Source organism: Pantoea sp. X-Soil-YNGN-844 (genome assembly GCF_059730595.1).
In genome coordinates, this window is record NZ_AP036007.1 from 2,408,892 (window position 1) to 2,428,604 (window position 19,713).

The following is a 19,713-nucleotide window of genomic DNA, read 5'->3' on the forward strand; positions in this document are numbered from 1 at the left end:
CGGACGCCGGGATTGTTAAGGGGCGGGCGTCCGCCCCTTAACGCGTACGCCTGCACGGATAACCTGAAACTCCCGACCGCCTGGCGGGCGAAACCTTCTCAGTGCCAGCCCGCTGCAAAGCATGCCCAGCGCGCCAGACGAATGAAACCCCTCTCAGCGCCCTTTCGCGCAGCGAACTCAAGACCTGGCGGGCCGCTTCCCGCCGGGATTGTTAAGGGCCGTACGCCCCTTAACGCGTCAGCCTGCACAGGCACGCTGAAACTCCCCATCGCCTGGCGGGCGTAACCTTCTCAGAGCCAGCCCGCTGCAACGCGAAACCTGCCTGCCGCCAGGTGCACCTCGCTGCAAAGCGAAACTCACCCGCTATGTGCCCGCTTAACCAAAGTCGGAAACACAAACAGCGACTGCCCCACCCCGCGATTGGTCAGCGACCAGATCGCCACTGAGCAGAGCGAACAGAGCCCCACGATAGCCACCGGATAGAAACAGGCCCACAGGAACGAAAACCACGCCTGCTCAAACAGATGATGCCGCTGCGCGAACAGAATGGCCGACATCCCAAAGAACTCGATAAAAATACGGTGGATGACGTAAATCTGCAGCGTATTGCGGCCGACCCAGTTGAGATAGCGCATGCTGAAATGCTGATTCAGCCAGCGGCAGGCAGCGATACTGAACAACACCGCCAGCACACACAGGAACAGGCTCTTATCCAGGCCGAATATCACATGAATCCCGGCGACTACCGCCAGTAGCGCCCAGGACACCACGTTCTCCCGCCGCCATTCACTCAGGCGCAGCATCGTCTGGCTCCAGAACGCCCCTAACAGGAAGAACAGGAAATATTGCGCCAGGCTCTGCGGCCCCCAGAGCGGGATCACTTTTTCAACCGCCAGATAATTCAGCAGAATCGCCACCGCCACCAGGGCCAGCTTATATTGACGGAAAATTTTGGCGCAGAGGAAATAGAGTCCCAGCCCATAGAGATACCACGAGGTACTCATGGCCATAAAGGTCAGCTTGAGAAATTCAAACAGCGAACCGGCATAGGCGGCATTCAGATTCTGCGAAATACGCTGACCGGTAATTTCAGTGGAGATGCCGATAATGGACCACCACTGAATAAACCCCCACAGAATATAGAGATAAAAGAGATTGGTGATACGACTGGTAAACACCTGCTTCCAGGGACGATTGAGAATACCATTGGTCGCCAGCAAGCCCGACACAAAGAAAAAAGCGGGCATACGCAGCGGCGACAGGACCGTATTAAACTGTATCCATATTTCAGCGGGTATCCACCCGGCAGTGAGATATTTTATCGTCCCTTCAAAACCCGGTAACACCGTGTGGTACAGGACCACCAGCAATATGCAGGCGCCCTTCAGGGTATCTACCCATAATATCTGGTCTGACTTAGTCTGGCTCATTCAATGACTCCTGCTATGTAGGTCAGAATGCTGGAAAGTAAAAGCGAGGAAATCAGTATTGCTTTTATGATTATCCAGCGATTATTCGCCATTGAACCGATGATGAATGTAGCGAAACTCTTAAAAGCCGCAGTGTGGCCCTGATGCCACAGTTATTTACTCAGCAGAACCTTTCCTTACACTTATTAATCAGAATGCAAACAGGCTAATTATCAGCGCCACAGCCACGCTAATGGGTAATAATGTTTCATATTGCAGCAAATATAAATAAGAGAAAGCGGCATCAGGAAAAACCATTAAATATCCGATGAAAGGAAAAGATTTGTCAGATGTGGCAAAAGGTTTAACGACTGAATAATAGGTTGTGATATTACGGCGCGCATTATGCTGACAACCGCCCGTTATCGTTTAAAAAGTGAGATTTTTAAGGCGGTTAAAACTGCCTTCCAGGGAAGGCAGTGAGGTTACTGACTGAGGAACTTATCGAGAAACTGACGGGTACGCGGCTGCTGAGGATTACTGAACAACGCTTTTGCCTCGCCCTGCTCCACAATGCGTCCCTGATCCATAAAAATAGCGCGGTCAGCGACGTCGCGGGCAAAGCTCATCTCATGCGTGACGATGACCATAGTGCGCTTCTCTTCAGCCAGTGCGCGAATGGTGCTGAGCACCTCACCCACCAGCTCCGGATCCAGCGCCGAGGTCGGTTCATCAAACAGGATCACTTCCGGCCTCATTGCCAGCGCACGCGCGATCGCCACGCGTTGCTGCTGTCCACCCGACAGACGACGCGGATAGCTCTCTTCCTTGCCGTGCAGCCCGACCTTCTCCAGCAGCGTGCGGGCGCGGGCTACCGCATCCGCTTTCGCTTCGCCTTTAACGATAACCGGCCCTTCAATGATGTTCTCCATCACCGAACGATGGGGAAACAGATTGAAGTTCTGGAAAACAAACCCGACCTGCTGACGCAGACGACGCACCTGCTCCTTTTGCTTACTCTGTGCCAGCGCCGCATCCACGGTAATCTCCCCGACGCGGATGGTGCCGCTATCCGGTACTTCCAGCAGGTTGATACTGCGCAGCAGCGTGGTTTTACCCGAGCCGCTGGGGCCGATAATCGCCACCACTTCACCGGCGGCCACATCAAGGTCGATATCGTGCAGCACCTTCTGGCCGTTAAAGGATTTAACCAGCTTTCTGACTTCGATGGCGCTCATTTCGACTCCGAATCCTGACGATTAACATGCTGTTCCAGCCTGTTCTGCAACGCAGATAACACCGTTGCCATCACCCAGTAAATCAGCGAGGCCGCCAGATACATGGTGAAGACTTCCAGCGTGCGCGAGGTGATCAGCTGCGCCTGACGGAACAGTTCCGGCACCTGAATGGTCGCCGCCAGCGAGGTATCTTTCACCAGGCTGATAAAGCTGTTGCCCAGCGGAGGCAGCGCGGTGCGGGCCGCCTGCGGCAGGATCACCCGGCGCAGGGTTTGCCAGCGGGTCATACCGATACTCGCCGCCGCTTCCCACTGTCCACGCTCGATCGATGCAATTGCGCCACGCAGTGACTCAGAGGCATACGCAGCGGTGTTAAGGGAAAGACCAATCATCGCGGAGGGGATCGGATCCAGCTCAATGCCAAACTGCGGCAGGCCGTAGTAGATCATAAACAGCTGGGCGATCAGCGGGGTGCCACGGAAAATTGAGACATAAATCCGCGCCAGCCAGCGAACCGGCCAGAAGCGCGACAGACGCATCAGCGCCAGAATAAAGCCCAGCAGCAGACCGAAGAACATGCCGCCGATGCTGAGCTGCAGCGTAAACAGCGCGCCTTTTAATAAAAAAGGTGCTGAATCCAGCACCAGTTGAAGACTTTCCTGCATTATTTCGTCACGTCCGCGCCAAACCATTTCTGAGACAGCTTGCTCAGCGAGCCATCTTTCTGCATATCAGCAATGGCCTGGTCGATCGCTTTCAGCAGATCGTCGTTACCTTTACGCACTGCCACGCCCGATTCCTGACGGGAGAAGGCATCACCCGCAACCGCCATGGTATCGCCGGTTTTCTTGACCAGGTCCAGCGCAGCCAGACGGTCAACCAGAATGGCATTCAGACGGCCTGAGCGCAGATCCTGATATTTTGTCGGGTCATCATCATAAGTACGGATGTCAACGCCCTTCACGTTCTCACGCAGCCACTGCTCGTAGTTAGTGCCGAGGCCCACGCCCACTTTCTTGCCCGCCAGATCGGCCGGTTTAGTGATGGTGCCCGCGTTGGCTTTCATCGTCAGTGCCTGAATGCCGGAAACCGTGTATGGCGTAGAGAAGTCATACTTCTTCTTACGCTCATCAGAGATGGTGACCTGATTGATGACGACATCGATACGCTTCGCGTCAAGTGAGGCCAGCATGCCGTCCCACTTGGTCGGTTTCAGGCTCGCCTTAACGCCCATGTGCTGCGCCAGTTGTTCCGCGAACTCCACTTCAAAGCCGGTCAGCTTACCCTTTTCATCCTGGAAACTGAATGGCGGATAGGTGCCTTCCAGGCCCACCAGCAGCGTGCCGCGCTCTTTAATTTTGTTCAGCAGGTTTTCGGCTGCAAAGGTTTTAACGTTGACGCCTGCAATCAGCGCCACAGCCATGACGCCCATCACCATCTGACGACCTGCACGAGAAAAGGACATATTCACCCCATTATTGACAGTATTGTGTGTGTGTTCTTATAAGGGCAGCACCGTGTGTTGCTGCCAGTCCAGAATGATAACGCACGGAGTATAAACTGTTTTATTCGCTTGTCTCAGACCGAAGGATGATAAGCAAATAACGCCGGTGCGCCGCCCGTATGAATAAACAGCAGCGGGCCTTCACGGCGGAAACGATTCTGGCTGATGCCATCCAGCAATCCGGCCATCGCCTTGCCGGTATACACCGGGTCGAGCAGGATGCCTTCCAGCTGCGCCAGCAGTTTAACTGCCGCCCTGCCTTCATCATTGGGTTCACCGTAGCGTGGCGCAAAATAGTCATCCCACAGCGTGATCGGTGCCGTGGCCTGCACTTCCAGCGTCTCCGCCAGCGACTGACGTAAACGCTCTACCAGCGGCAACTGCGCGTCGACCTGACGTGAAACGGTGACGCCGACCAGCTCAGTTTCCGGCAGCAGATGCTCCAGGCCTACCGCCAGTCCGGCATGGGTGCCGGCACTGCCCGAGGCGACAACCACGGCGGCGAAATCAACCACGCCTTCGCTCTGATGGGCGATCTCCTGCGCGCACTCTACATAGCCTAGTGCACCCAGCGCATTTGAGCCGCCGACCGGCACAATGTAAGGGCGGAATCCCTGCGCTTCCAGACGCGTAGCCTCTTCTGCCAGCTGTTCCGTGGGGTTGTGCAGTGCATCAACCATAATCACTTCCGCGTCCATCAGGTCCAGCAACAGACGGTTGCCGTTGCTCAGGTAGTTTTCAGAATGGGTACCAATCGGGTTTTCCAGCAGCGCCACACACTTCAGCCCAAGCCGGGCCGCGACGGCCGCCGTCTGACGCACATGGTTAGACTGGATTGCGCCCGCGGTCAGCAGCACATCGGCACCTTCGCGCAGCGCATCAGCTGCCAGGAACTCCAGCTTGCGCAGCTTGTTGCCGCCCATCGCTACCGGCGTGAAGTCATCACGTTTGATGAAAATATCGCGACCCAGATAGTCGGAAAGGCGTGGCAGATGTTCTAACGGTGTGGGTGCGCCAAGCAGTTCAAGACGCGGGAATTGATGTAACAGATGTAAAGACAATGCTGCCTCCGGTCGGGCATGAAAATTATCCTTACAGTGTTGCAGAAGATGCGAAAAGGATCACTCTGATTCAGGTAACAGCAGATGCGGAAATAAAAAGACGAGAAGAAGGAAGCGCCGTGCTCCCCCTTCCCTTAACCCGGCTGGCGGGTAAGAGATAACGTGCCGGAGGCACGCGGGGGAGCAATCGGTGCAGAACAGGCTTACGCCTGCTGCCAGCCTAAGAACTGATCGTACTTGCGCAGTGCGATACGGTAATTGTTATTACCGGCATCGGGCAGATCGCTTTCCAGACACTGATGCCAGCTATTTCCTTTAAGCTTTTCGGCCGGGAAATTTTTGGCTTTCAGCATCTCATCCAGTCGACGCAGACGCACCACATATTCACGAATCGTGCTGGGGCTCATCTCTGTCTGTTCAAACAAATATTGTTTAAACGCCATAATGTCGAAGTAATTAGGATGGGTATTACAAAAAATATCACTACAAAAACGACAAAGCGCGGTCAGTTCGGGCTGAAGTTTCAGCCACAGCTGCTCATCAATCATCTGGTCCATCCGTGCGATGGCCTCTTTATTGATGATCTGGCCACGAAAAACGAGCGCCATTCGATCTAATACCTTGCCACAGTGTGAACAGTTGCTCTGGCTGTGTTTATAGTCTTTAAGATAACGACTTAACGGTCTGGCCTTGGTCTTGGCTCCCATTACTGAGTCCCCGGTTTCTTATAATTTTGAATCGCCAGGAACTGATACTGCTAGCGCGCTCCCGCAAGTCGGGCCCGCAGGCGTTTAATCGCCTGACTGTGCAGCTGGCTGACACGGGATTCACCCACATCAAGTACCGCGCCAATCTCTTTCAGGTTCAGTTCTTCCTGGTAGTACAGTGTCAGCACCATCTTTTCACGATCGGGTAACGCTTCGATCGCTTCAATGACGCGCTCACGCAGACTCCCTTCTAACAGCTGGTGAAGCGGATTGGCCTCTTCATGGCCTTCCGTCACCAGCTCCGCGCTGTCGCCGTGCTCTTCCCGATACTCGTCGTAGGAGAAGAGTTGACTGTTGTTGGTGTCCAGCAGGATCTGCCGGTACTCCTCCATGGAAACATTCAGCTGCTGCGCCACTTCCTGCTCGGAAGCAGAACGCCCCAGCGACTGTTCCACTCTGTGCATTGCGCCCGCCACTTCACGTGCGTTACGACGCACGCTGCGTGGTGCCCAGTCCCGACTGCGAAGCTCGTCGAGCATTGCGCCACGAATACGCTGCACGGCGTAGGTGGTGAAAGCTGTGCCCTGGAGCGCGTCGTAACGCTCTACGGCATTTAACAGCCCTATTCCACCTGCCTGCAGCAAGTCGTCAAGCTCAACGCTGGCCGGCAGGCGAACCTGCAGACGCAACGCTTCATGGCGCACCAGCGGCACGTAGCGCTGCCAGAGCGAATGCTTGTCCATCACGCCTTCGGCGGTATAGAAATCGTTCACGTTGACTACCCTGCGTTAATGAAGTTATCGGCATGATTATCCAATTCTGTAGCGTTTTCGATTGGCTGAATAGGCGGGGTAAAACGAGGCTATTTGATTTTTGTTAAGTCAGCGTGCAGTTATTTCTGCACGCTTCCTGAAATTAACGACGGGCGCGCAGCCGTTGACGTGTAGCGGGCGGCACCGCGGCCCACAAACTGCAGACACGCCCTTCCAGCTCCTGATACCAGGGCGCAATGTGCTGCCGCGCCTCCTCGCCGGGATGCACCTGAATCGTTCCTGATTCAGCATCAATGCTAATCAGTCGGTTAATAAATAGCCGCTGCAGATCGCTGCGTAAAAACAGGCCATTATCGATGCTGTTGTCTGCCAGGACGCCGTCATCACCCTCCTGCGTGTCGATATGACAGGCTTCCACCCACGGCCAGTTGTGCCGTTCAGTCAGCTCGGTGCCGGTCATCACGCAGGCACCGTAGCGGGCTTTGACACCGGCGCTAAATTCCGCCTGGCTTGCACGCTGCAGCACCCGTGCTTTGACGCGACGCCCCACTTCAGTGCCTGGCATCACTGCCGCAGGGACTTTGTGCTGCGGCGTACTGAGCACCACGATGAACTGAATACGCTGCGACTGCGGAAAACAGGGGTCCGCCTGCGGATTAAAGAGCTGCCAGTAGATGTCTTCATCATCCTGATGCATCAGCACCAGTTTGTAGCCGCGACTGTTTAACAGGTTCTGTGCCGTGGCAGATTGTGGATCGATCATCGCGAAGACCTGACTGCTGCCCATCACTTTCCAGAGGTTGTCGCGCTTCTCGTTGTCGCTGCGACGGAAATAGAGGAAAGAAAGATTCTGCTTAAGGTAGTGCTCAAACCGTCGCAGATAATTTTTACGTTCGTTGTCATGGGAGATGAACAGCAGATCTTCCAGCGGACTGTTGCTCTCCTCCCGCGCGAACACTGCACGGATTTTCAGCGTGCGCAGGCCGGTTGACGGACTCAGCAAGGCACGCGCCGTCAACTCTTTATCATCAGGGTATTGCAGCGCATAACGCCGGGCGATCTCATCGAAGGTCAGCTGCTCGCCCGGTAAAAGATCATAATTGAAGCGCATAGACACTCCACAAAGTTAAAATCAAAAATGATGTTGTTCTGTGGAGAGTTATCGGCAGGCTGGGGGGGAACTGTAACGGGATGGGCGATCATCTGCGTTGCGACCGGCGGCGCTGGCCCTCTTCGCGCCCGCACCGCACTGAACGGATTTTCGTTATTTCTGACGATCTGCACCGGCGTTGACATCAACGATGCGATGAAGCAGCGGAAGCATAGCCCGACGATAACGATGACGCAGTCTGACGCTGAATGACCGACGTGCCATTAACCCTGCCCAGATGTCTCGTTTCTGCTGGTTATGCTGAGCAACATCGCTGAAATGCTGGATGGTGGTCTGCTGCGCCAGATCATGCAGCAGCACCGGTGCGGGATGCACTGCCAATAGCTTTATGGCTCCATACTCTTCAAACAGGCACCATTTATCGGCAACCATCCAGACCGGATAGAGCAGTTTAAGCAGTCGTATAGCGGCCTCAAGATTGATCACATAAGCGTGTGCGGTGGTGGCACTGTAGACTGGATAGAGATGAGAAGTTTCCGTTACCGCGGCGATCGCTTTATCAACGTATCTATTGACGCGTGATAACAGCACCAGCGTCGGGTTATCCGGGGATAACTGCATTGCCGGACTGGATAATACCGCGCCGAGCTGCCCGGTAAATAAGGCGTCATCTTCCAGAATCAACGCCTGTGCAATTTTTTCATCCTTCATTTTTCGATAAATAGCGATATGGCTTAATGCACCCCCTATTTCGCCCGGTTTGAACGCATAATTAACCGCACGGGTATGCTGCGCAATCTCCGCGTCTGTTAATGCATAGCCATTCACGGCGCTAATAAATTCGTAGTCAAGTCCGGCGGCATCGCATTGCGCAGAAATAGTGGCGCGACGCTCGGTTGATGAGGCGAGATTAATGATAAAGGTCTTCATGCAGGATCTGTATTCCGGGTAGTGATTATGCCTGAACAGCCAGCATACTGCCCATGACATGACCCGGAATGCGTTAAACGAGCGCTAAACCCTGACCTGAGATAAAATTTGAGTCTCTTTTGGGAGTGGGATAAATAAAGACTCCGCTGAAGCGGAGTCTTTATTTACTTAAGCAGGTAAATCAGCGACAAATCGTCATTGACCTTAACCTTGTTAATCTCTGCCAGAAAGGCACTCACCGACTGTGTACTGTGTTTTGTTATTGAGTGGTAGCTGTAGATGATATTGATAATATCCTCTTCATCAATCGTTCCGACCAACTCAACACTGGCGGCTATCAGTGACTTAAGCTGGAACCATTCTGCCGTCAGAAGATACAGGCTCAGCAACGGGCTGCGACTTTCGTCATTAGGGAAAAACTCATCATAAATGCGGTACTGAATATAGTTATTCATTATCCACGGGCGCTCAGCGAGCCACGGCATAACCTGATTCTGCCAGACGTTGTCCAGCCGGATCATCGACTGGCTGACGTCATCGGTTTTAGCTCCTTCCGACAAAATATAAATCAGCTTATTCAGATAGTGATCAAGAGTAGGAAAGGCACGCCTGTATGTCTTTCCGCCGAACCAGGTCTGCAATCTCAACAGTAAAGACCATTGCAGATTATGGTCAGGCTTAATCTGGTCAAGCTGCAACCTGATTTCGCCCTGTGCCAGATTATCGAGCACGTCAGAAAAATGACGCTCCATCTTTTCCAGCCAATTCTCGTTGGGGCTGACTCTTTCAGCCGCCAGCAAAAAGGTGGCCAGCGCGTAAAAAGCTTCATCAAGCTTCTCACCGCTCATTTTAACAATATTGAGACACATCAGATTCAGCAGCTTCTTGTGCTGATCGAGATCTTTGGCCTTATTGGCTTCTGGCTGAGTCTGAATGGTCTGTGCGAAAAGCATGGCATCGGGTGAAGCTAATAACTGCCGGGTGGCTTCCGGGCAGGAAAGCACCAGCGTCTTTTGCCGTTCATATTTAAATGTCCTGGCTGAGCGCGGATAAGTAGAGCAGGTCTTGCTCAATGCCTCGGCGCCCAGAGTGGAGTGCACCTTGCATAGCAGTTCTTCATCCATAAACGCACAGCTGCCAGAGGCATTCAGCTTCATGGTGCCCCAGTTGGCGACGCTTTTTCCGGTAATGACGATGTTTTCGGTCGCCAGGGTTCTTATTTCAATCTGTGAGGATTTCAGATAGCGCTTCACCGTGGGCTTATCCAGATTGATATCCCAGCCTTTGCAGCAGTGATCGCGACACTCACTGCCAATACATTTAAAAGCAGTGACAAACAGCGGTTCCACAACTGTAATATTTTTCATTTTTTACCTGCTCAACCAGGGTGCTTAAAAACATGAGGGTTGATGTCAGGATAAAGGAAAGCGAGGAGAGTGATTGGCAGAGAAAGGATTAAAAACCAGGCTAATCGTACGCATAAAAAAACCCCGCCGAGGCGGGGTTTTGAATTTGCGTTGAAGGCGATTAGCCCTGCAGCAGAGACAGAACCTGCTGTGGAACCTGGTTCGCTTTGCCCAGCACGGAGTTACCCGCCTGCTGTACGATCTGCGCTTTAGACATGTTTGAAACTTCAGTTGCGTAGTCAGCATCCTGAATACGAGACTGCGCTGCAGACAGGTTAGTCGTGGTGTTGTTCAGGTTAGTTACCGCTGAGTTCAGACGGTTCTGTACTGCACCCAGGCTTGAACGGAAGTTATCAACAGATGCGATAGCTTTGTCCAGCAGTGCCAGTGGGTTAGCGGTAGCTGAACCAGTGTGCACGTTGGTGTTGGTCGCAGAAGCGATGTCACCGATGTTGCTTGCTACAGCAGTAGTACCGGTTGCGCCACCGTTAACGATAGCACCCGCTGCGGTGTTGTAGTCTTTGCCCTGAACAGTCACATAACCCTGTGCTGCGCCAGTTGCATCGCCGCCAACTTTAACGAACTGACCAGACATAGTACCAGCAGTAACGCCGTTAGCTGAGTCGGTGTAAGAAACGTCAGTGGTGTTCAGTGCAACTTTACCGGTTGTATCATCAACAGAAACGGCATAGTTGTCGCTGCCAGAAGAGACAACGTAAGTTGAAGTCGCTGCGCCAGCTGAAGTCTGTACGTTTTTCAGTGACAGTGAGCTTGCATCTACTTTCAGCGCAGTGGCAACAGCTGACAGGTCAACATCTTTCAGTGAACCGCTTGCGCCAACCTGAGTGATTGCATCGCTGGTTTTCAGTGCGTTTTTAGAGACGCCGAAACCTGACAGGCCCAGAGTAGAAGAGTCAATCTTCTTCAGGTCGATGTTGATGGTTTCGCCGTCGTTTGCGCCAACCTGAATTTTCATTGCGCCGTCTTTAGCCAGCACGTTCACGCCGTTGAACTGAGTCTGACCCGATACGCGGTCGATTTCGCTCAGACGTGATTTGATTTCGTCCTGGATTGAAGAGAGGTCGGAATCAGAGTTGGTGCCGTTCTGAGACTGTACAGTCAGCTCACGAACACGCTGTAAGTTGTTGTTGATTTCTGACAGCGCACCTTCAGTAGTCTGCGCAGCAGAGATACCGTCGTTGGCGTTACGAGCAGCCTGAGTCAGGCCCTTGATGTTAGAGGTGAAACGGTTGGCAATCGCCTGACCAGCAGCGTCATCTTTCGCGCTGTTGATACGTAAACCAGAAGACAGACGCTCCATTGAAGTAGACAGAGCTGACTGGTTCTTGTTGATGTTGTTCTGAGTGATCAGCGAGAGGCTGTTGGTATTAATGACTTGGGCCATGATAAATTTTCCTGTTAATCAAGTCTTTCGGTTAAGGTGTGGGCTTCAACCCGCCGGCTTCAGCGCCGTCAAAGTTGTTATCGTCTGCCGTTTAACAACCTTTAGAATTTTTTTAGTACCAGGCGAATTTTTCTGCTTCAGCCTGTCACGTTTTAAGTTATCGCCACCGATCCCGACTTCTTTAGACTTAATTCATTAATTTTCTAGTCACTGAATTACCCTTCTCTATAGTGCTTATTTACCTCATTGCCCTAAGGCAAATAACGTTAAACTTTCCTTATTCAAGGCCGATAACCCAGGTATCAATTTCCCTGTCGACCTTATAAAGGAATTAACATGGCTAGTATAAGTAACCTGGGTGTAGGTTCCGGCCTGCCCCTCAGTACCATGCTTGACAGTCTGACCACCGCTGAAAAAGCTGCTCTCACACCAATTTCAAAACAGCAGACGGCTTATACGGCTAAGCTCAGTGCCTATGCCACCCTGAAAAGTTCACTGACGACGTTTCAGACTGCTAACACCAAGCTGAACAGTGCCGACCTGTTTACTGCCACCACCGCAACCAGCAGCTCTACGGCGTTCAGCGCCACCACCTCAGGCAGTACCGTGGCGGGTAAATATGCGATTAGCGTCACTCAACTTGCGCAGGCGCAGGTCCTGACCTCGTCAGTGCAGAGCAGCAATACCGCCGCACTGGGCGATAGCTCCGTAGCCAGCCGCAGCATTGCCATTACCTTAAAAGATGGCACCAGCAAAAGCATAACGCTCTCGGCTGATCAAACCTCGCTGACCGGTATGCGTGACGCCATTAATGGCGCGAATGCGGGTATCACCGCCAGTATCATTAAGGTGTCAGACGGCAGTTTCCGCCTTTCCATGAGCGCCAATAAAACCGGCAGTGACAATGCGGTTGCCTCTATAGCCGTTACTGGCGACGACACGTTACAGGGGATCGTGGGCTTCGACGCCAGCGCCAGCAGCAACGCGATGACCCAGAGCGTCGCGGCGCAGAATGCCAAACTTACTGTGAACAACGTTGCGATTGAGAACAGCAGCAACCAGATTAGTGATGCACTGGAAGGGATAACCTTAAATCTGACCGCACAGACAGTTGGTGATCAAACACTGACGATCACCAAAGATACGTCGAAAGCCTCCAGTGCTATCAGCGCCTGGGTAGATGCCTACAATACGTTGCTGGATCAGTTCAATACTCTGACCAAATATACCAAGGTTGATACTAACACCGATTCTCAGGACTCCAGTAATGGTGCCCTGCTGGGTGACAGTACGCTTCGCACTATCGAGACTCAGTTGAAAAGTATGCTGACTAACGCGCAAAGTTCGTCTTCCTATAAATCACTGGGCCAGATTGGCATCACCACGGATCCCACAACCGGTTCATTGAAGATTGACTCAACGAAGGTCAGCGCTGCGCTGGATAAAGATGCCGCAGGCGTGAAAGAGATGATCGTGGGTGACGGTAAAACCACTGGTATTACCACCAAAATTGCTACCAACATTACCGGATGGTTATCGTCTAAAGGGATTGTTCAGGCGGCTACTGATGGTGTCAGCAAAACGCTCAATAACTTAACCACCCTCTACAACACCACCAGCGATCGCATTGATGCGGATATCGCACGCTACAAAACACAGTTTACCCAGCTGGATCTGGCCATCAGTAAACTTAACTCAACAAGTACATACCTGACGCAGCAGTTTGATACGTCAAGTTCTTCTGACAAATCATAGGAGTGACCATGTACACCGCTACAGGCACCAAAGCCTATGCAAAAATTGGCGTAGAAAGCGCCGTGATGAGCGCCAGCCAGCAGCAGCTGGTCGTGATGCTGTTCGACGGCGCACTGAGTGCGTTAATCCGCGCCCGCTTGTTTATGCAGGATGGCAATATCGAAGGCAAAGGCAGCTCCATCTCCAAAGCCATCAATATTATCGAAGCGGGCCTGAAAGAGGGTCTGGCTGAAAACCGTGGTGATGAGCTGGCAGACAATCTGCTGGATCTTTACAACTACATGACGCGTCGCCTGCTGCAGGCTAACCTGCACAATGATGTTGCAGCGGTCGAGGAGGTCGAAGGCCTGCTGCGCAACATCGCAGACGCGTGGAAAGAAGTGGTTCAACCTAACCTGATTCAGGACGCCGTTTAATGACTACTGCACCGCATCTGATTGCCGTTTACCAACAGTTACTCGATCTCAGCCAGGGAATGCTGCGTCATGCAGTAAAAGGCGAATGGGATGAATTGATCAGCCGGGAGATGGAGTATGTCAGTGCGGTGCAGAACTTAGCCCAGTCGACAGAGGCGGTATCGCCCTCGTCGCAGACGCAGGAGCAGTTACGTCCGGTACTGCGCCGTATCCTCGACAACGAAAGCGAAGTGAAACGCCTGCTGCAAGCGCGGATGGATGAGCTGGCCTCGCTGGTCGGTCAGAACAGCCGTCAGAAATCGGTGATGTCCGCCTATGCCAGTCAGGGCGGCATTGTAATGGTGCCGCGCGAAACCCTCTCCTGATCCCCTGCTCTGCTACGCCGCCAGATTTATTTTTCTGCGCGGCGTCTCTTTTCTGCCGCTTACTCCATACTTGATTTTCATCATCCCCTGGAGTGTGGTATATGCAAAACCCAACGTTATTACAGTTTTTCCATTGGTATTACCCGGATGGCAGCAAACTGTGGCCGGAAGTTGCCGATCGCGCGGCCTGGCTCAGCGAAATTGGTATCACCATGGCGTGGCTGCCGCCAAGTTATAAAGGGGATTCGGGTGGCTTTTCTGTCGGTTACGACAGCTACGATCTGTTCGATCTCGGGGAATTTGATCAGAAAGGCGGCGTTGCCACGAAATATGGCGACAAAACGCAATTACTGGCGGCGACAGAAGCTCTGCGCAGCCACAACGTTGGGGTGCTGCTGGATGTGGTGCTGAACCACAAAATGGGTGCTGACGAGAAAGAGGCGATCAGCGTAAACCGCGTCAACCCGGACAACCGCGATGAAATTTATGACGAGGTCGTCGAATGTGAAGCCTGGACGAAATTCACCTTTCCGGCACGCGCCGGTGAGTATTCGAAATTTGTCTGGGACCACAAATGCTTTAGCGGCGTAGATCACATCGAAAACCCGGACGAAAACGGCGTATTCAAAATCATCAACGATTACACCGCCGAAGGCTGGAACGATCAGGTCGATAACGAACTGGGCAACTTCGACTATCTGATGGGTGCCAACATCGATTTCCGCAACAATGCGGTCAGGGAAGAGCTGAAGTACTGGGCGCGCTGGGTGATGGAACAGGTGCCCTGCACCGGCTTCCGTCTGGATGCGGTAAAACATATCCCGGCCTGGTTCTATAAAGAGTGGATCGATCATATTCAGGAAGTCGCTGAAGAACCGATGTTTATCGTCGCGGAATACTGGTCGTTCGAAACCGAGAAGCTGCAGGAGTATGTGCATCAGGTGGAAGGCAAAACCATGCTGTTTGATGCGCCACTGCACATGAACTTCCATCAGGCCTCAACCGCAGGCAGCGCCTACGACATGAGCCAGATTTTTGCTAACTCGCTGGTCGTCGCTGATCCCTGGCATGCCGTGACGATCGTGGCCAACCATGACACCCAGCCGCTGCAGTCGCTGGAAGCGCCGGTAGAGGCCTGGTTCAAACCGCTGGCCTATGCGCTGATCCTGCTGCGTGAGCAGGGCGTGCCGACCATTTTCTATCCTGACCTGTTCGGGGCGACTTACGAAGATGAGGGCGGCGACGGCGAGACGCACAAAATTGAGATGCCGGTCATTCCTGAACTCGAAGGATTAATCCGGGCCCGTCAGCAGTATGGCTGGGGCGTGCAGACCGACTATTTTGATCATCCCAACTGCGTGGCGTTCAGCCGCAGCGGTACTGAAACGCAGCCTGGCTGTGTGGTGATCATGTCGAACGGCGATGCGGGCGAGAAAAGTGTGCCGATGGGCGAAGGCTTTGCCGGTAAGGTCTGGCGCGATCATCTGGGCAACCGTGAAGAGACCATTACCGCAGACGAGCACGGTACCGCACTCTTTGCCTGTAACGGTGGCAGCGTCAGTGTCTGGGTAATAGCAGAATAACTGACTGAATAAACGTAAAACCGCCCCGGCAGACGTGTACGCGCTGCCGGGGCGGTTTTTTTATGGGCTGCTGTTACGACTGCGCGTTGTGCTCAGTAATCGGCGTGCGCAGCAGCTGCGGTTCAATATTCTGAATCACCGCGGCTTTCGGCTGTTTTGCCACTTCTTCCAGTGCCTGCTGACACTCTGTTGTCGGACGCGCCACCTTGCGCAGGGTCAGCCCGTCATAGTTGAGTTCGCTGTTATCGACGACCAGCGGCATCACGCGAATCCTGCGCGTCACGTTGACATAGTCACCATTCAGACGGGTCAGTTTGCCTGGCTTCGCAATCACACGCATCCACTGACGGCAATCCAGCGTGCTGCCATCCGCATTGATAATCAGACTGGCCATGGCCTGTTCGCTGATCAGGCTGCTCTGCGGGCCGACGGTTTGCCAGTTCCCCTGCAACTCAGCCGGTGCCGGCGTCTGTACCGCATTTTCATAATCGTTGATTTGCGCACAGCCACTCAGTGCCAGCGCGGCAATCAGCATCCACTTTTTCATGTTTAATCCCTAAGATCGCGTCAATGGCGGCTACGTTATAATTTTTCCACCGACTAGCGCAAGGTATCTGGCTGTTCAGATACCCACGAGCGGCTGTTTACAGCAGAATTTATCCTTGAGCCAGGAGACCGGTCAGCCTTTTGATCGGCAACTCGCCATCTGAATGGGCTCTGGCACGCCTGACAAGCGGAAGACAACCCGATACACTGACGCGCTGCATCAGACTTTCAGGAATATAAATATGAAAACGCCAGAAGCCTACTATGCCCAGGCACGTGAAATGTTTTTTACCGCGCATCCCGACTTTCAGTCTGCACTGGATGAGTTAACGGAGAGCGATGCCCGTGCCGCTAATCTGTCGCTGCGACAGCTGCGCGAATGGCATGCCGAACGCATCTATGCAGCCTTTTTACGGCAGAAAAATCTGGATGGGATGATTTTTTCTATTCAGCTCGCTGAGCCGGATAAAGCGGTAGCGGCTGAGGCTATCGAGACCTATCTCAAATCTCATGCTGAGTCGCTGGGAATGAGCTGGGAAGAGTTCTGCATCAAAAACGAGCTGTGATTTCAATGCACTGAACAGGTGTAAATTACACCATTCAGCCTGCCGTACAGCATCGGATAAAGCAGTAGAGCAAAACGCGATACCTTCACGTCATGCCGCAGGCGATGATTGCCCTTACGGGCAGAGCACCTTCACTGCCTCCGGAGAGATTGCCGGGCTTTCCTCTCCGGAGGTGTATTGATAAATGGCCCTACTCTCGCTCTTCCGTGGCTTTGCCTTTCACTTCTACATAGCTTGCAACCGCCAGCAGACGATTGATGTGCGTCAGCAGCAGATCAACATCCGACTGCAGAAACTCGGTCGATGATTGCGAAGCGGTAATGATGGCATCCTGCACCGTTTCTGTAATGGTCAGCGAGTTGTCCTGTTTCGCCTGCACAAGCAGCGCTGCAACCAGCAGGGACTGCGCTTCAAGCTGCGCCGTCAGCTCTTTTGCATCGACGTCCATCTTTGCCAGCTTTAGCAGAATATCAATTACCAGTTGTCGCATCGCGGACCTCCTGAAAAGTAAGCCAGCATTATGTCGCGATGCATGCACATTTTGCTAGTCGAAGATTGAGGTTTACGCGAGATAAAAATTTAGGCGAAATCAGGCGCGCCGCCTTGCTACTGTTTTTATTTACAGTATTATATATCAGCGATTTTGCCCTGAATGGATTGCCATCATGTTTGTTGAGTTGATTTATGACAAGCGCAACGTTGCCGGTTTACCGGGTGCTCGCGAGATGATTCGTGAGGAGTTGGAAAAGCGGGTGCATCGGGTTTTTCCTGACATCGAAGTCAAGGTCAAGCCGATGGAACGTAACGCGATTGATACTGATTTAAGTAAGAACGATAAGGCGACAGTTGCGCGTATTGTTGAAGAGATGTTCGACGAAGCGGAAATGTGGCTGGTAGCCGACTAATCCTTTAGCGGCTACCGTATCAGTTAGCAGGAGATGAATCAGCTCTCCTGCTCGCTGTGATTGATTTCAATCTCAATGTCCTGAATGGTGGCATCCAGGTCCTCCAGCAGTTTCCCCTGCTTATTCAGCAACGCATCAATACGATCGGCGTTCGTCTTGTCTTTATACTCACCGGCATCAAACGCTAACCAATGGCTGGACAGGGTTTCGGTGTTGGTCTGCGCGTAGTGGCGCATCTCTTTCAGCTGCGAAGTCACATCGCGCAGATAGTCATTTTTAGTTTTGGTTTCTGTTGAATCGCTCATGCTAAATTTCCTTCTGGTCAGTTATCAAAAGTGATTAGGCTTAGCGGTTCATCAACCGGCCAATCAGCGGGCGTCAGTTCAGATACAAAATGTCGCCCGGAGATTTAAAACTAGTCGATAATAGCGAAGCCGCACTAAGAATAATCGGAAGTTAACGTTTCTCCGCCGGTTTGACTGATGGCACCTCCTTCTCAATCACGACTTCTTTTACTTTTGTGATCGTTTTGTCAGCCACGCGATCCGGAATCACATCGAGCTTGTGCTGTAACGCTGCGACCTGACTGGTCAGCAAATCCACCCGGTCATCACGTCGTGCCGCGATAACCCGATAATCCGCCCGAATCTCCTCGACCCGCTTATTTGCCGTGTTACTGACGTAGAGAAAAATAATCGTCATCAGGATGCAAATCATCGAACAGCTCAGCAGAATGCAGCCGAGGATAACTTTGCGCCGGTAAGACATAGGTGCCTTAAGGCTGTTAATCGTTGCCATCGCTGCGATCCTCCAGAGTTGAGATCAGCCGATCAATCTCATTACGAAATTTATCGTTCTGACCGGTTTCGGTCATTGCCAGTAAAATGCCTACGGCATTCTTGATTAACCGCAGATCTGTTTCGAGTGTCGCAATACGTCGCAGATTCCTGTCATGACGTTCTCGTAACTCATCGTTCTCCTCCCGTATCATCAGGTTGCTCTCTTTCAGCAACACCACCTGCTCTTTGTAGCTGGTAATAATTTCGCCGCCGGCTCGATTACTGGTTACGATTGACGCAATACCCGCCAATAACGGTTTCCAGAACAGTGCTGCTGCCCCCCCACCCAGAACTAACGCACCCATACTGGTAATCAGACTACTTTCCATGCCACACCCCTTTTTCCGGTAAGGTCTCTGGAACACACTGCGTGCTGAACAGCCACGTCCTCCGCCCTGAATTTAAGATTGCTTAAATGCCAGAGTTAAGTATACTTAAGTCACTCTTAACCAAAAAGTCAAGCTGATGAAAAACGAAACGCTGGGTGACCGCATCCGACTCCGACGTAAATCACTGCAGTTAACGCAGAAGCAACTGGCGCAACAGGTAAAAGTTTCCCATGTGGCCATTTCGCAATGGGAAAAAGAAGAGACGCTGCCGCGCGGTGAGAACCTGCTGCGGCTTGCCGAAGCGCTGGGCTGCGCACCAGCTTATCTGATAGATGGGGATGGTCCTGTTTTCAGCGAAAATACCTGGGCTGGCCTGCATCAGATCCCGCTGATTGCTCAGCGTGATGTCGCACAATGGCTGAGTGACGCCAGCTCTGTGCGGCAAGAGCTACTGATGCACAATGACATGGCGCTGTCGCAGCAGAGTTTTGCCATCCGGGTAGAAGAACAAGCGATGACGCCCGCGATTCTGCGGGGGGATGTGGTGATCATTGATCCCAGTGTGGCACCTCAGCCTGGTGACTGCGTACTGGCATTACAGCAGCAGAATGCCCTGCTGCGCACCTGGCGCCAGCGTGGCAGTGAAAACGGTGTTGCGCAGTTTGAACTGGCTCCGGTCAATATCAACTTCCCCGAGCTGCATTCAAGCCGCGACAGCCTGCAGCTGATTGGAACACTGGTTGAATTACGCCGCTATCGGCAGCCATAAAAAAACCCGCCGGGTGCGGGTTAGCCTTTCAGCGAACAACATTCGCCAGAGTCATAGCCGTGCAACTACAGGGCGTCGACAAGTTGATCCACCACT

Annotated in this window: 23 protein-coding genes; 7 read left to right on the forward strand and 16 right to left on the reverse strand. The window is 52.8% G+C overall.

Translation table 11 applies throughout. The annotated features are described in order from the left end of the window. Nucleotides 1-356 precede the first annotated feature (356 nt). The 11 genes from AC6I8C_RS11290 to AC6I8C_RS11340 form a co-directional block, all read right to left on the reverse strand. Nucleotides 357-1,430, reverse strand: coding sequence for an acyltransferase family protein (locus AC6I8C_RS11290; RefSeq protein WP_497822512.1), 1,074 nt, complete (start codon nucleotides 1,428-1,430; stop codon nucleotides 357-359). 464 nt (nucleotides 1,431-1,894) lie between these two features. Continuing rightward, the gene (tcyN, locus tag AC6I8C_RS11295; protein ID WP_497822513.1) at nucleotides 1,895-2,647 is read right to left on the reverse strand and encodes an L-cystine ABC transporter ATP-binding protein TcyN; all 753 of its coding nucleotides are present in this window, start codon (nucleotides 2,645-2,647) and stop codon (nucleotides 1,895-1,897) included. Continuing rightward, entirely contained in the window at nucleotides 2,644-3,312 is a 669-nt protein-coding gene (tcyL, locus tag AC6I8C_RS11300) for a cystine ABC transporter permease (RefSeq protein ID WP_013358251.1), read from the reverse strand. The genes tcyN and tcyL overlap by 4 nt, the downstream gene beginning before the upstream one ends. After that, on the reverse strand, nucleotides 3,312-4,112 hold the full coding sequence (gene tcyJ / locus AC6I8C_RS11305) for a cystine ABC transporter substrate-binding protein (protein ID WP_013358252.1): 801 nt from the start codon (nucleotides 4,110-4,112) through the stop codon (nucleotides 3,312-3,314). The genes tcyL and tcyJ overlap by 1 nt, the downstream gene beginning before the upstream one ends. 113 nt (nucleotides 4,113-4,225) lie before the next feature. Continuing rightward, entirely contained in the window at nucleotides 4,226-5,212 is a 987-nt protein-coding gene (locus AC6I8C_RS11310; protein ID WP_497822514.1) for a D-cysteine desulfhydrase, read from the reverse strand. A gap of 203 nt (nucleotides 5,213-5,415) precedes the next feature. Further along, nucleotides 5,416-5,919, reverse strand: a complete 504-nt coding sequence (fliZ, locus tag AC6I8C_RS11315) for a flagella biosynthesis regulatory protein FliZ (RefSeq protein WP_008926851.1) — start codon at nucleotides 5,917-5,919, stop codon at nucleotides 5,416-5,418. Nucleotides 5,920-5,969: 50 nt separating this feature from the next. Continuing rightward, on the reverse strand, nucleotides 5,970-6,692 hold the full coding sequence (locus AC6I8C_RS11320) for an RNA polymerase sigma factor FliA (RefSeq protein ID WP_003854529.1): 723 nt from the start codon (nucleotides 6,690-6,692) through the stop codon (nucleotides 5,970-5,972). A 142-nt stretch (nucleotides 6,693-6,834) separates the two neighbouring features. Next, nucleotides 6,835-7,803 carry an HNH endonuclease signature motif containing protein gene (locus tag AC6I8C_RS11325; RefSeq protein WP_013358255.1) on the reverse strand — a complete coding sequence of 323 codons (969 nt, stop codon included), beginning with the start codon at nucleotides 7,801-7,803 and terminating at the stop codon, nucleotides 6,835-6,837. Nucleotides 7,804-7,956: 153 nt separating this feature from the next. After that, complete coding sequence (locus AC6I8C_RS11330) at nucleotides 7,957-8,733, reverse strand: glycosyltransferase family 25 protein (protein WP_497822515.1); 777 nt, start codon at nucleotides 8,731-8,733, stop codon at nucleotides 7,957-7,959. A gap of 164 nt (nucleotides 8,734-8,897) precedes the next feature. After that, nucleotides 8,898-10,100 (reverse strand): flagellin lysine-N-methylase, encoded by a 1,203-nt coding sequence (fliB, locus tag AC6I8C_RS11335; RefSeq protein ID WP_497822516.1) that lies wholly within the window; start codon nucleotides 10,098-10,100, stop codon nucleotides 8,898-8,900. Between the two features lie 160 nt (nucleotides 10,101-10,260). Further along, nucleotides 10,261-11,544 (reverse strand): FliC/FljB family flagellin, encoded by a 1,284-nt coding sequence (locus tag AC6I8C_RS11340; protein WP_013358258.1) that lies wholly within the window; start codon nucleotides 11,542-11,544, stop codon nucleotides 10,261-10,263. Between the two features lie 336 nt (nucleotides 11,545-11,880). On the opposite strand from AC6I8C_RS11340, the gene fliD reads away from it, so the two are divergent. From fliD to amyA, 4 genes are all read left to right on the forward strand, one after another. After that, the gene (gene fliD, locus AC6I8C_RS11345; RefSeq protein ID WP_497822517.1) at nucleotides 11,881-13,299 is read left to right on the forward strand and encodes a flagellar filament capping protein FliD; all 1,419 of its coding nucleotides are present in this window, start codon (nucleotides 11,881-11,883) and stop codon (nucleotides 13,297-13,299) included. An 8-nt stretch (nucleotides 13,300-13,307) separates the two neighbouring features. After that, nucleotides 13,308-13,715, forward strand: a complete 408-nt coding sequence (fliS, locus tag AC6I8C_RS11350) for a flagellar export chaperone FliS (RefSeq protein WP_033733039.1) — start codon at nucleotides 13,308-13,310, stop codon at nucleotides 13,713-13,715. Further along, nucleotides 13,715-14,080 carry a flagella biosynthesis regulatory protein FliT gene (gene fliT / locus AC6I8C_RS11355; protein ID WP_033783364.1) on the forward strand — a complete coding sequence of 122 codons (366 nt, stop codon included), beginning with the start codon at nucleotides 13,715-13,717 and terminating at the stop codon, nucleotides 14,078-14,080. Before fliS ends, fliT begins: the two co-directional genes overlap by 1 nt. A 101-nt stretch (nucleotides 14,081-14,181) precedes the next feature. Beyond that, a complete protein-coding gene (gene amyA, locus AC6I8C_RS11360; RefSeq protein ID WP_497822518.1) occupies nucleotides 14,182-15,663 on the forward strand; it encodes an alpha-amylase in 1,482 nt (493 codons plus the stop codon). Between the two features lie 73 nt (nucleotides 15,664-15,736). On the opposite strand, the gene yedD is transcribed toward amyA, so the two are convergent. Beyond that, entirely contained in the window at nucleotides 15,737-16,210 is a 474-nt protein-coding gene (yedD, locus tag AC6I8C_RS11365) for a lipoprotein YedD (protein WP_497822519.1), read from the reverse strand. Nucleotides 16,211-16,451: 241 nt separating this feature from the next. Here yedD and AC6I8C_RS11370 point away from each other — a divergent pair, with 241 nt between their 5' ends. Next, a complete protein-coding gene (locus AC6I8C_RS11370) occupies nucleotides 16,452-16,775 on the forward strand; it encodes a DUF6388 family protein (protein ID WP_008926858.1) in 324 nt (107 codons plus the stop codon). A gap of 190 nt (nucleotides 16,776-16,965) precedes the next feature. On the opposite strand, the gene iraP is transcribed toward AC6I8C_RS11370, so the two are convergent. Then, nucleotides 16,966-17,265 (reverse strand): anti-adapter protein IraP, encoded by a 300-nt coding sequence (gene iraP / locus AC6I8C_RS11375; RefSeq protein WP_013358264.1) that lies wholly within the window; start codon nucleotides 17,263-17,265, stop codon nucleotides 16,966-16,968. Between the two features lie 175 nt (nucleotides 17,266-17,440). Here iraP and AC6I8C_RS11380 point away from each other — a divergent pair, with 175 nt between their 5' ends. After that, nucleotides 17,441-17,680, forward strand: a complete 240-nt coding sequence (locus AC6I8C_RS11380; RefSeq protein ID WP_003854508.1) for a DinI-like family protein — start codon at nucleotides 17,441-17,443, stop codon at nucleotides 17,678-17,680. Between the two features lie 38 nt (nucleotides 17,681-17,718). Here AC6I8C_RS11380 and AC6I8C_RS11385 read toward each other — a convergent pair whose 3' ends face one another. The 3 genes from AC6I8C_RS11385 to AC6I8C_RS11395 all read right to left on the reverse strand — a co-directional run bounded on the left by AC6I8C_RS11385 (nucleotide 17,719) and on the right by AC6I8C_RS11395 (nucleotide 18,848). After that, nucleotides 17,719-17,985, reverse strand: coding sequence for a hypothetical protein (locus AC6I8C_RS11385; protein WP_497822520.1), 267 nt, complete (start codon nucleotides 17,983-17,985; stop codon nucleotides 17,719-17,721). A 151-nt stretch (nucleotides 17,986-18,136) separates the two neighbouring features. Further along, complete coding sequence (locus AC6I8C_RS11390; RefSeq protein WP_497822521.1) at nucleotides 18,137-18,478, reverse strand: hypothetical protein; 342 nt, start codon at nucleotides 18,476-18,478, stop codon at nucleotides 18,137-18,139. Further along, the gene (locus tag AC6I8C_RS11395; protein WP_098052998.1) at nucleotides 18,465-18,848 is read right to left on the reverse strand and encodes a hypothetical protein; all 384 of its coding nucleotides are present in this window, start codon (nucleotides 18,846-18,848) and stop codon (nucleotides 18,465-18,467) included. Before AC6I8C_RS11395 ends, AC6I8C_RS11390 begins: the two co-directional genes overlap by 14 nt. Nucleotides 18,849-18,984: 136 nt before the next feature. Here AC6I8C_RS11395 and AC6I8C_RS11400 point away from each other — a divergent pair, with 136 nt between their 5' ends. Then, complete coding sequence (locus AC6I8C_RS11400; RefSeq protein ID WP_497822522.1) at nucleotides 18,985-19,617, forward strand: helix-turn-helix domain-containing protein; 633 nt, start codon at nucleotides 18,985-18,987, stop codon at nucleotides 19,615-19,617. The last annotated feature ends 96 nt before the right edge of the window (nucleotides 19,618-19,713 follow it).

Excerpts from the sequence above, each read along its gene's own strand:
- AC6I8C_RS11385 (WP_497822520.1), bottom strand. The coding sequence starts at position 17,985 with ATGAGCGATTCAACAGAAACCAAAACTAAAAATGACTATCTGCGCGAT.
- AC6I8C_RS11290 (WP_497822512.1), bottom strand. The coding sequence starts at position 1,430 with ATGAGCCAGACTAAGTCAGACCAGATATTATGGGTAGATACCCTGAAG.
- iraP (WP_013358264.1), bottom strand. The coding sequence starts at position 17,265 with ATGCGACAACTGGTAATTGATATTCTGCTAAAGCTGGCAAAGATGGAC.
- AC6I8C_RS11390 (WP_497822521.1), bottom strand. The coding sequence starts at position 18,478 with ATGGCAACGATTAACAGCCTTAAGGCACCTATGTCTTACCGGCGCAAA.
- fliT (WP_033783364.1), top strand. The coding sequence starts at position 13,715 with ATGACTACTGCACCGCATCTGATTGCCGTTTACCAACAGTTACTCGAT.
- tcyJ (WP_013358252.1), bottom strand. The coding sequence starts at position 4,112 with ATGTCCTTTTCTCGTGCAGGTCGTCAGATGGTGATGGGCGTCATGGCT.
- fliB (WP_497822516.1), bottom strand. The coding sequence starts at position 10,100 with ATGAAAAATATTACAGTTGTGGAACCGCTGTTTGTCACTGCTTTTAAA.
- tcyL (WP_013358251.1), bottom strand. The coding sequence starts at position 3,312 with ATGCAGGAAAGTCTTCAACTGGTGCTGGATTCAGCACCTTTTTTATTA.
- AC6I8C_RS11395 (WP_098052998.1), bottom strand. The coding sequence starts at position 18,848 with ATGGAAAGTAGTCTGATTACCAGTATGGGTGCGTTAGTTCTGGGTGGG.
- yedD (WP_497822519.1), bottom strand. The coding sequence starts at position 16,210 with ATGAAAAAGTGGATGCTGATTGCCGCGCTGGCACTGAGTGGCTGTGCG.
- AC6I8C_RS11370 (WP_008926858.1), top strand. The coding sequence starts at position 16,452 with ATGAAAACGCCAGAAGCCTACTATGCCCAGGCACGTGAAATGTTTTTT.
- AC6I8C_RS11340 (WP_013358258.1), bottom strand. The coding sequence starts at position 11,544 with ATGGCCCAAGTCATTAATACCAACAGCCTCTCGCTGATCACTCAGAAC.
- fliD (WP_497822517.1), top strand. The coding sequence starts at position 11,881 with ATGGCTAGTATAAGTAACCTGGGTGTAGGTTCCGGCCTGCCCCTCAGT.
- fliZ (WP_008926851.1), bottom strand. The coding sequence starts at position 5,919 with ATGGGAGCCAAGACCAAGGCCAGACCGTTAAGTCGTTATCTTAAAGAC.
- AC6I8C_RS11325 (WP_013358255.1), bottom strand. The coding sequence starts at position 7,803 with ATGCGCTTCAATTATGATCTTTTACCGGGCGAGCAGCTGACCTTCGAT.
- amyA (WP_497822518.1), top strand. The coding sequence starts at position 14,182 with ATGCAAAACCCAACGTTATTACAGTTTTTCCATTGGTATTACCCGGAT.
- AC6I8C_RS11330 (WP_497822515.1), bottom strand. The coding sequence starts at position 8,733 with ATGAAGACCTTTATCATTAATCTCGCCTCATCAACCGAGCGTCGCGCC.
- AC6I8C_RS11380 (WP_003854508.1), top strand. The coding sequence starts at position 17,441 with ATGTTTGTTGAGTTGATTTATGACAAGCGCAACGTTGCCGGTTTACCG.
- AC6I8C_RS11400 (WP_497822522.1), top strand. The coding sequence starts at position 18,985 with ATGAAAAACGAAACGCTGGGTGACCGCATCCGACTCCGACGTAAATCA.
- fliS (WP_033733039.1), top strand. The coding sequence starts at position 13,308 with ATGTACACCGCTACAGGCACCAAAGCCTATGCAAAAATTGGCGTAGAA.
- tcyN (WP_497822513.1), bottom strand. The coding sequence starts at position 2,647 with ATGAGCGCCATCGAAGTCAGAAAGCTGGTTAAATCCTTTAACGGCCAG.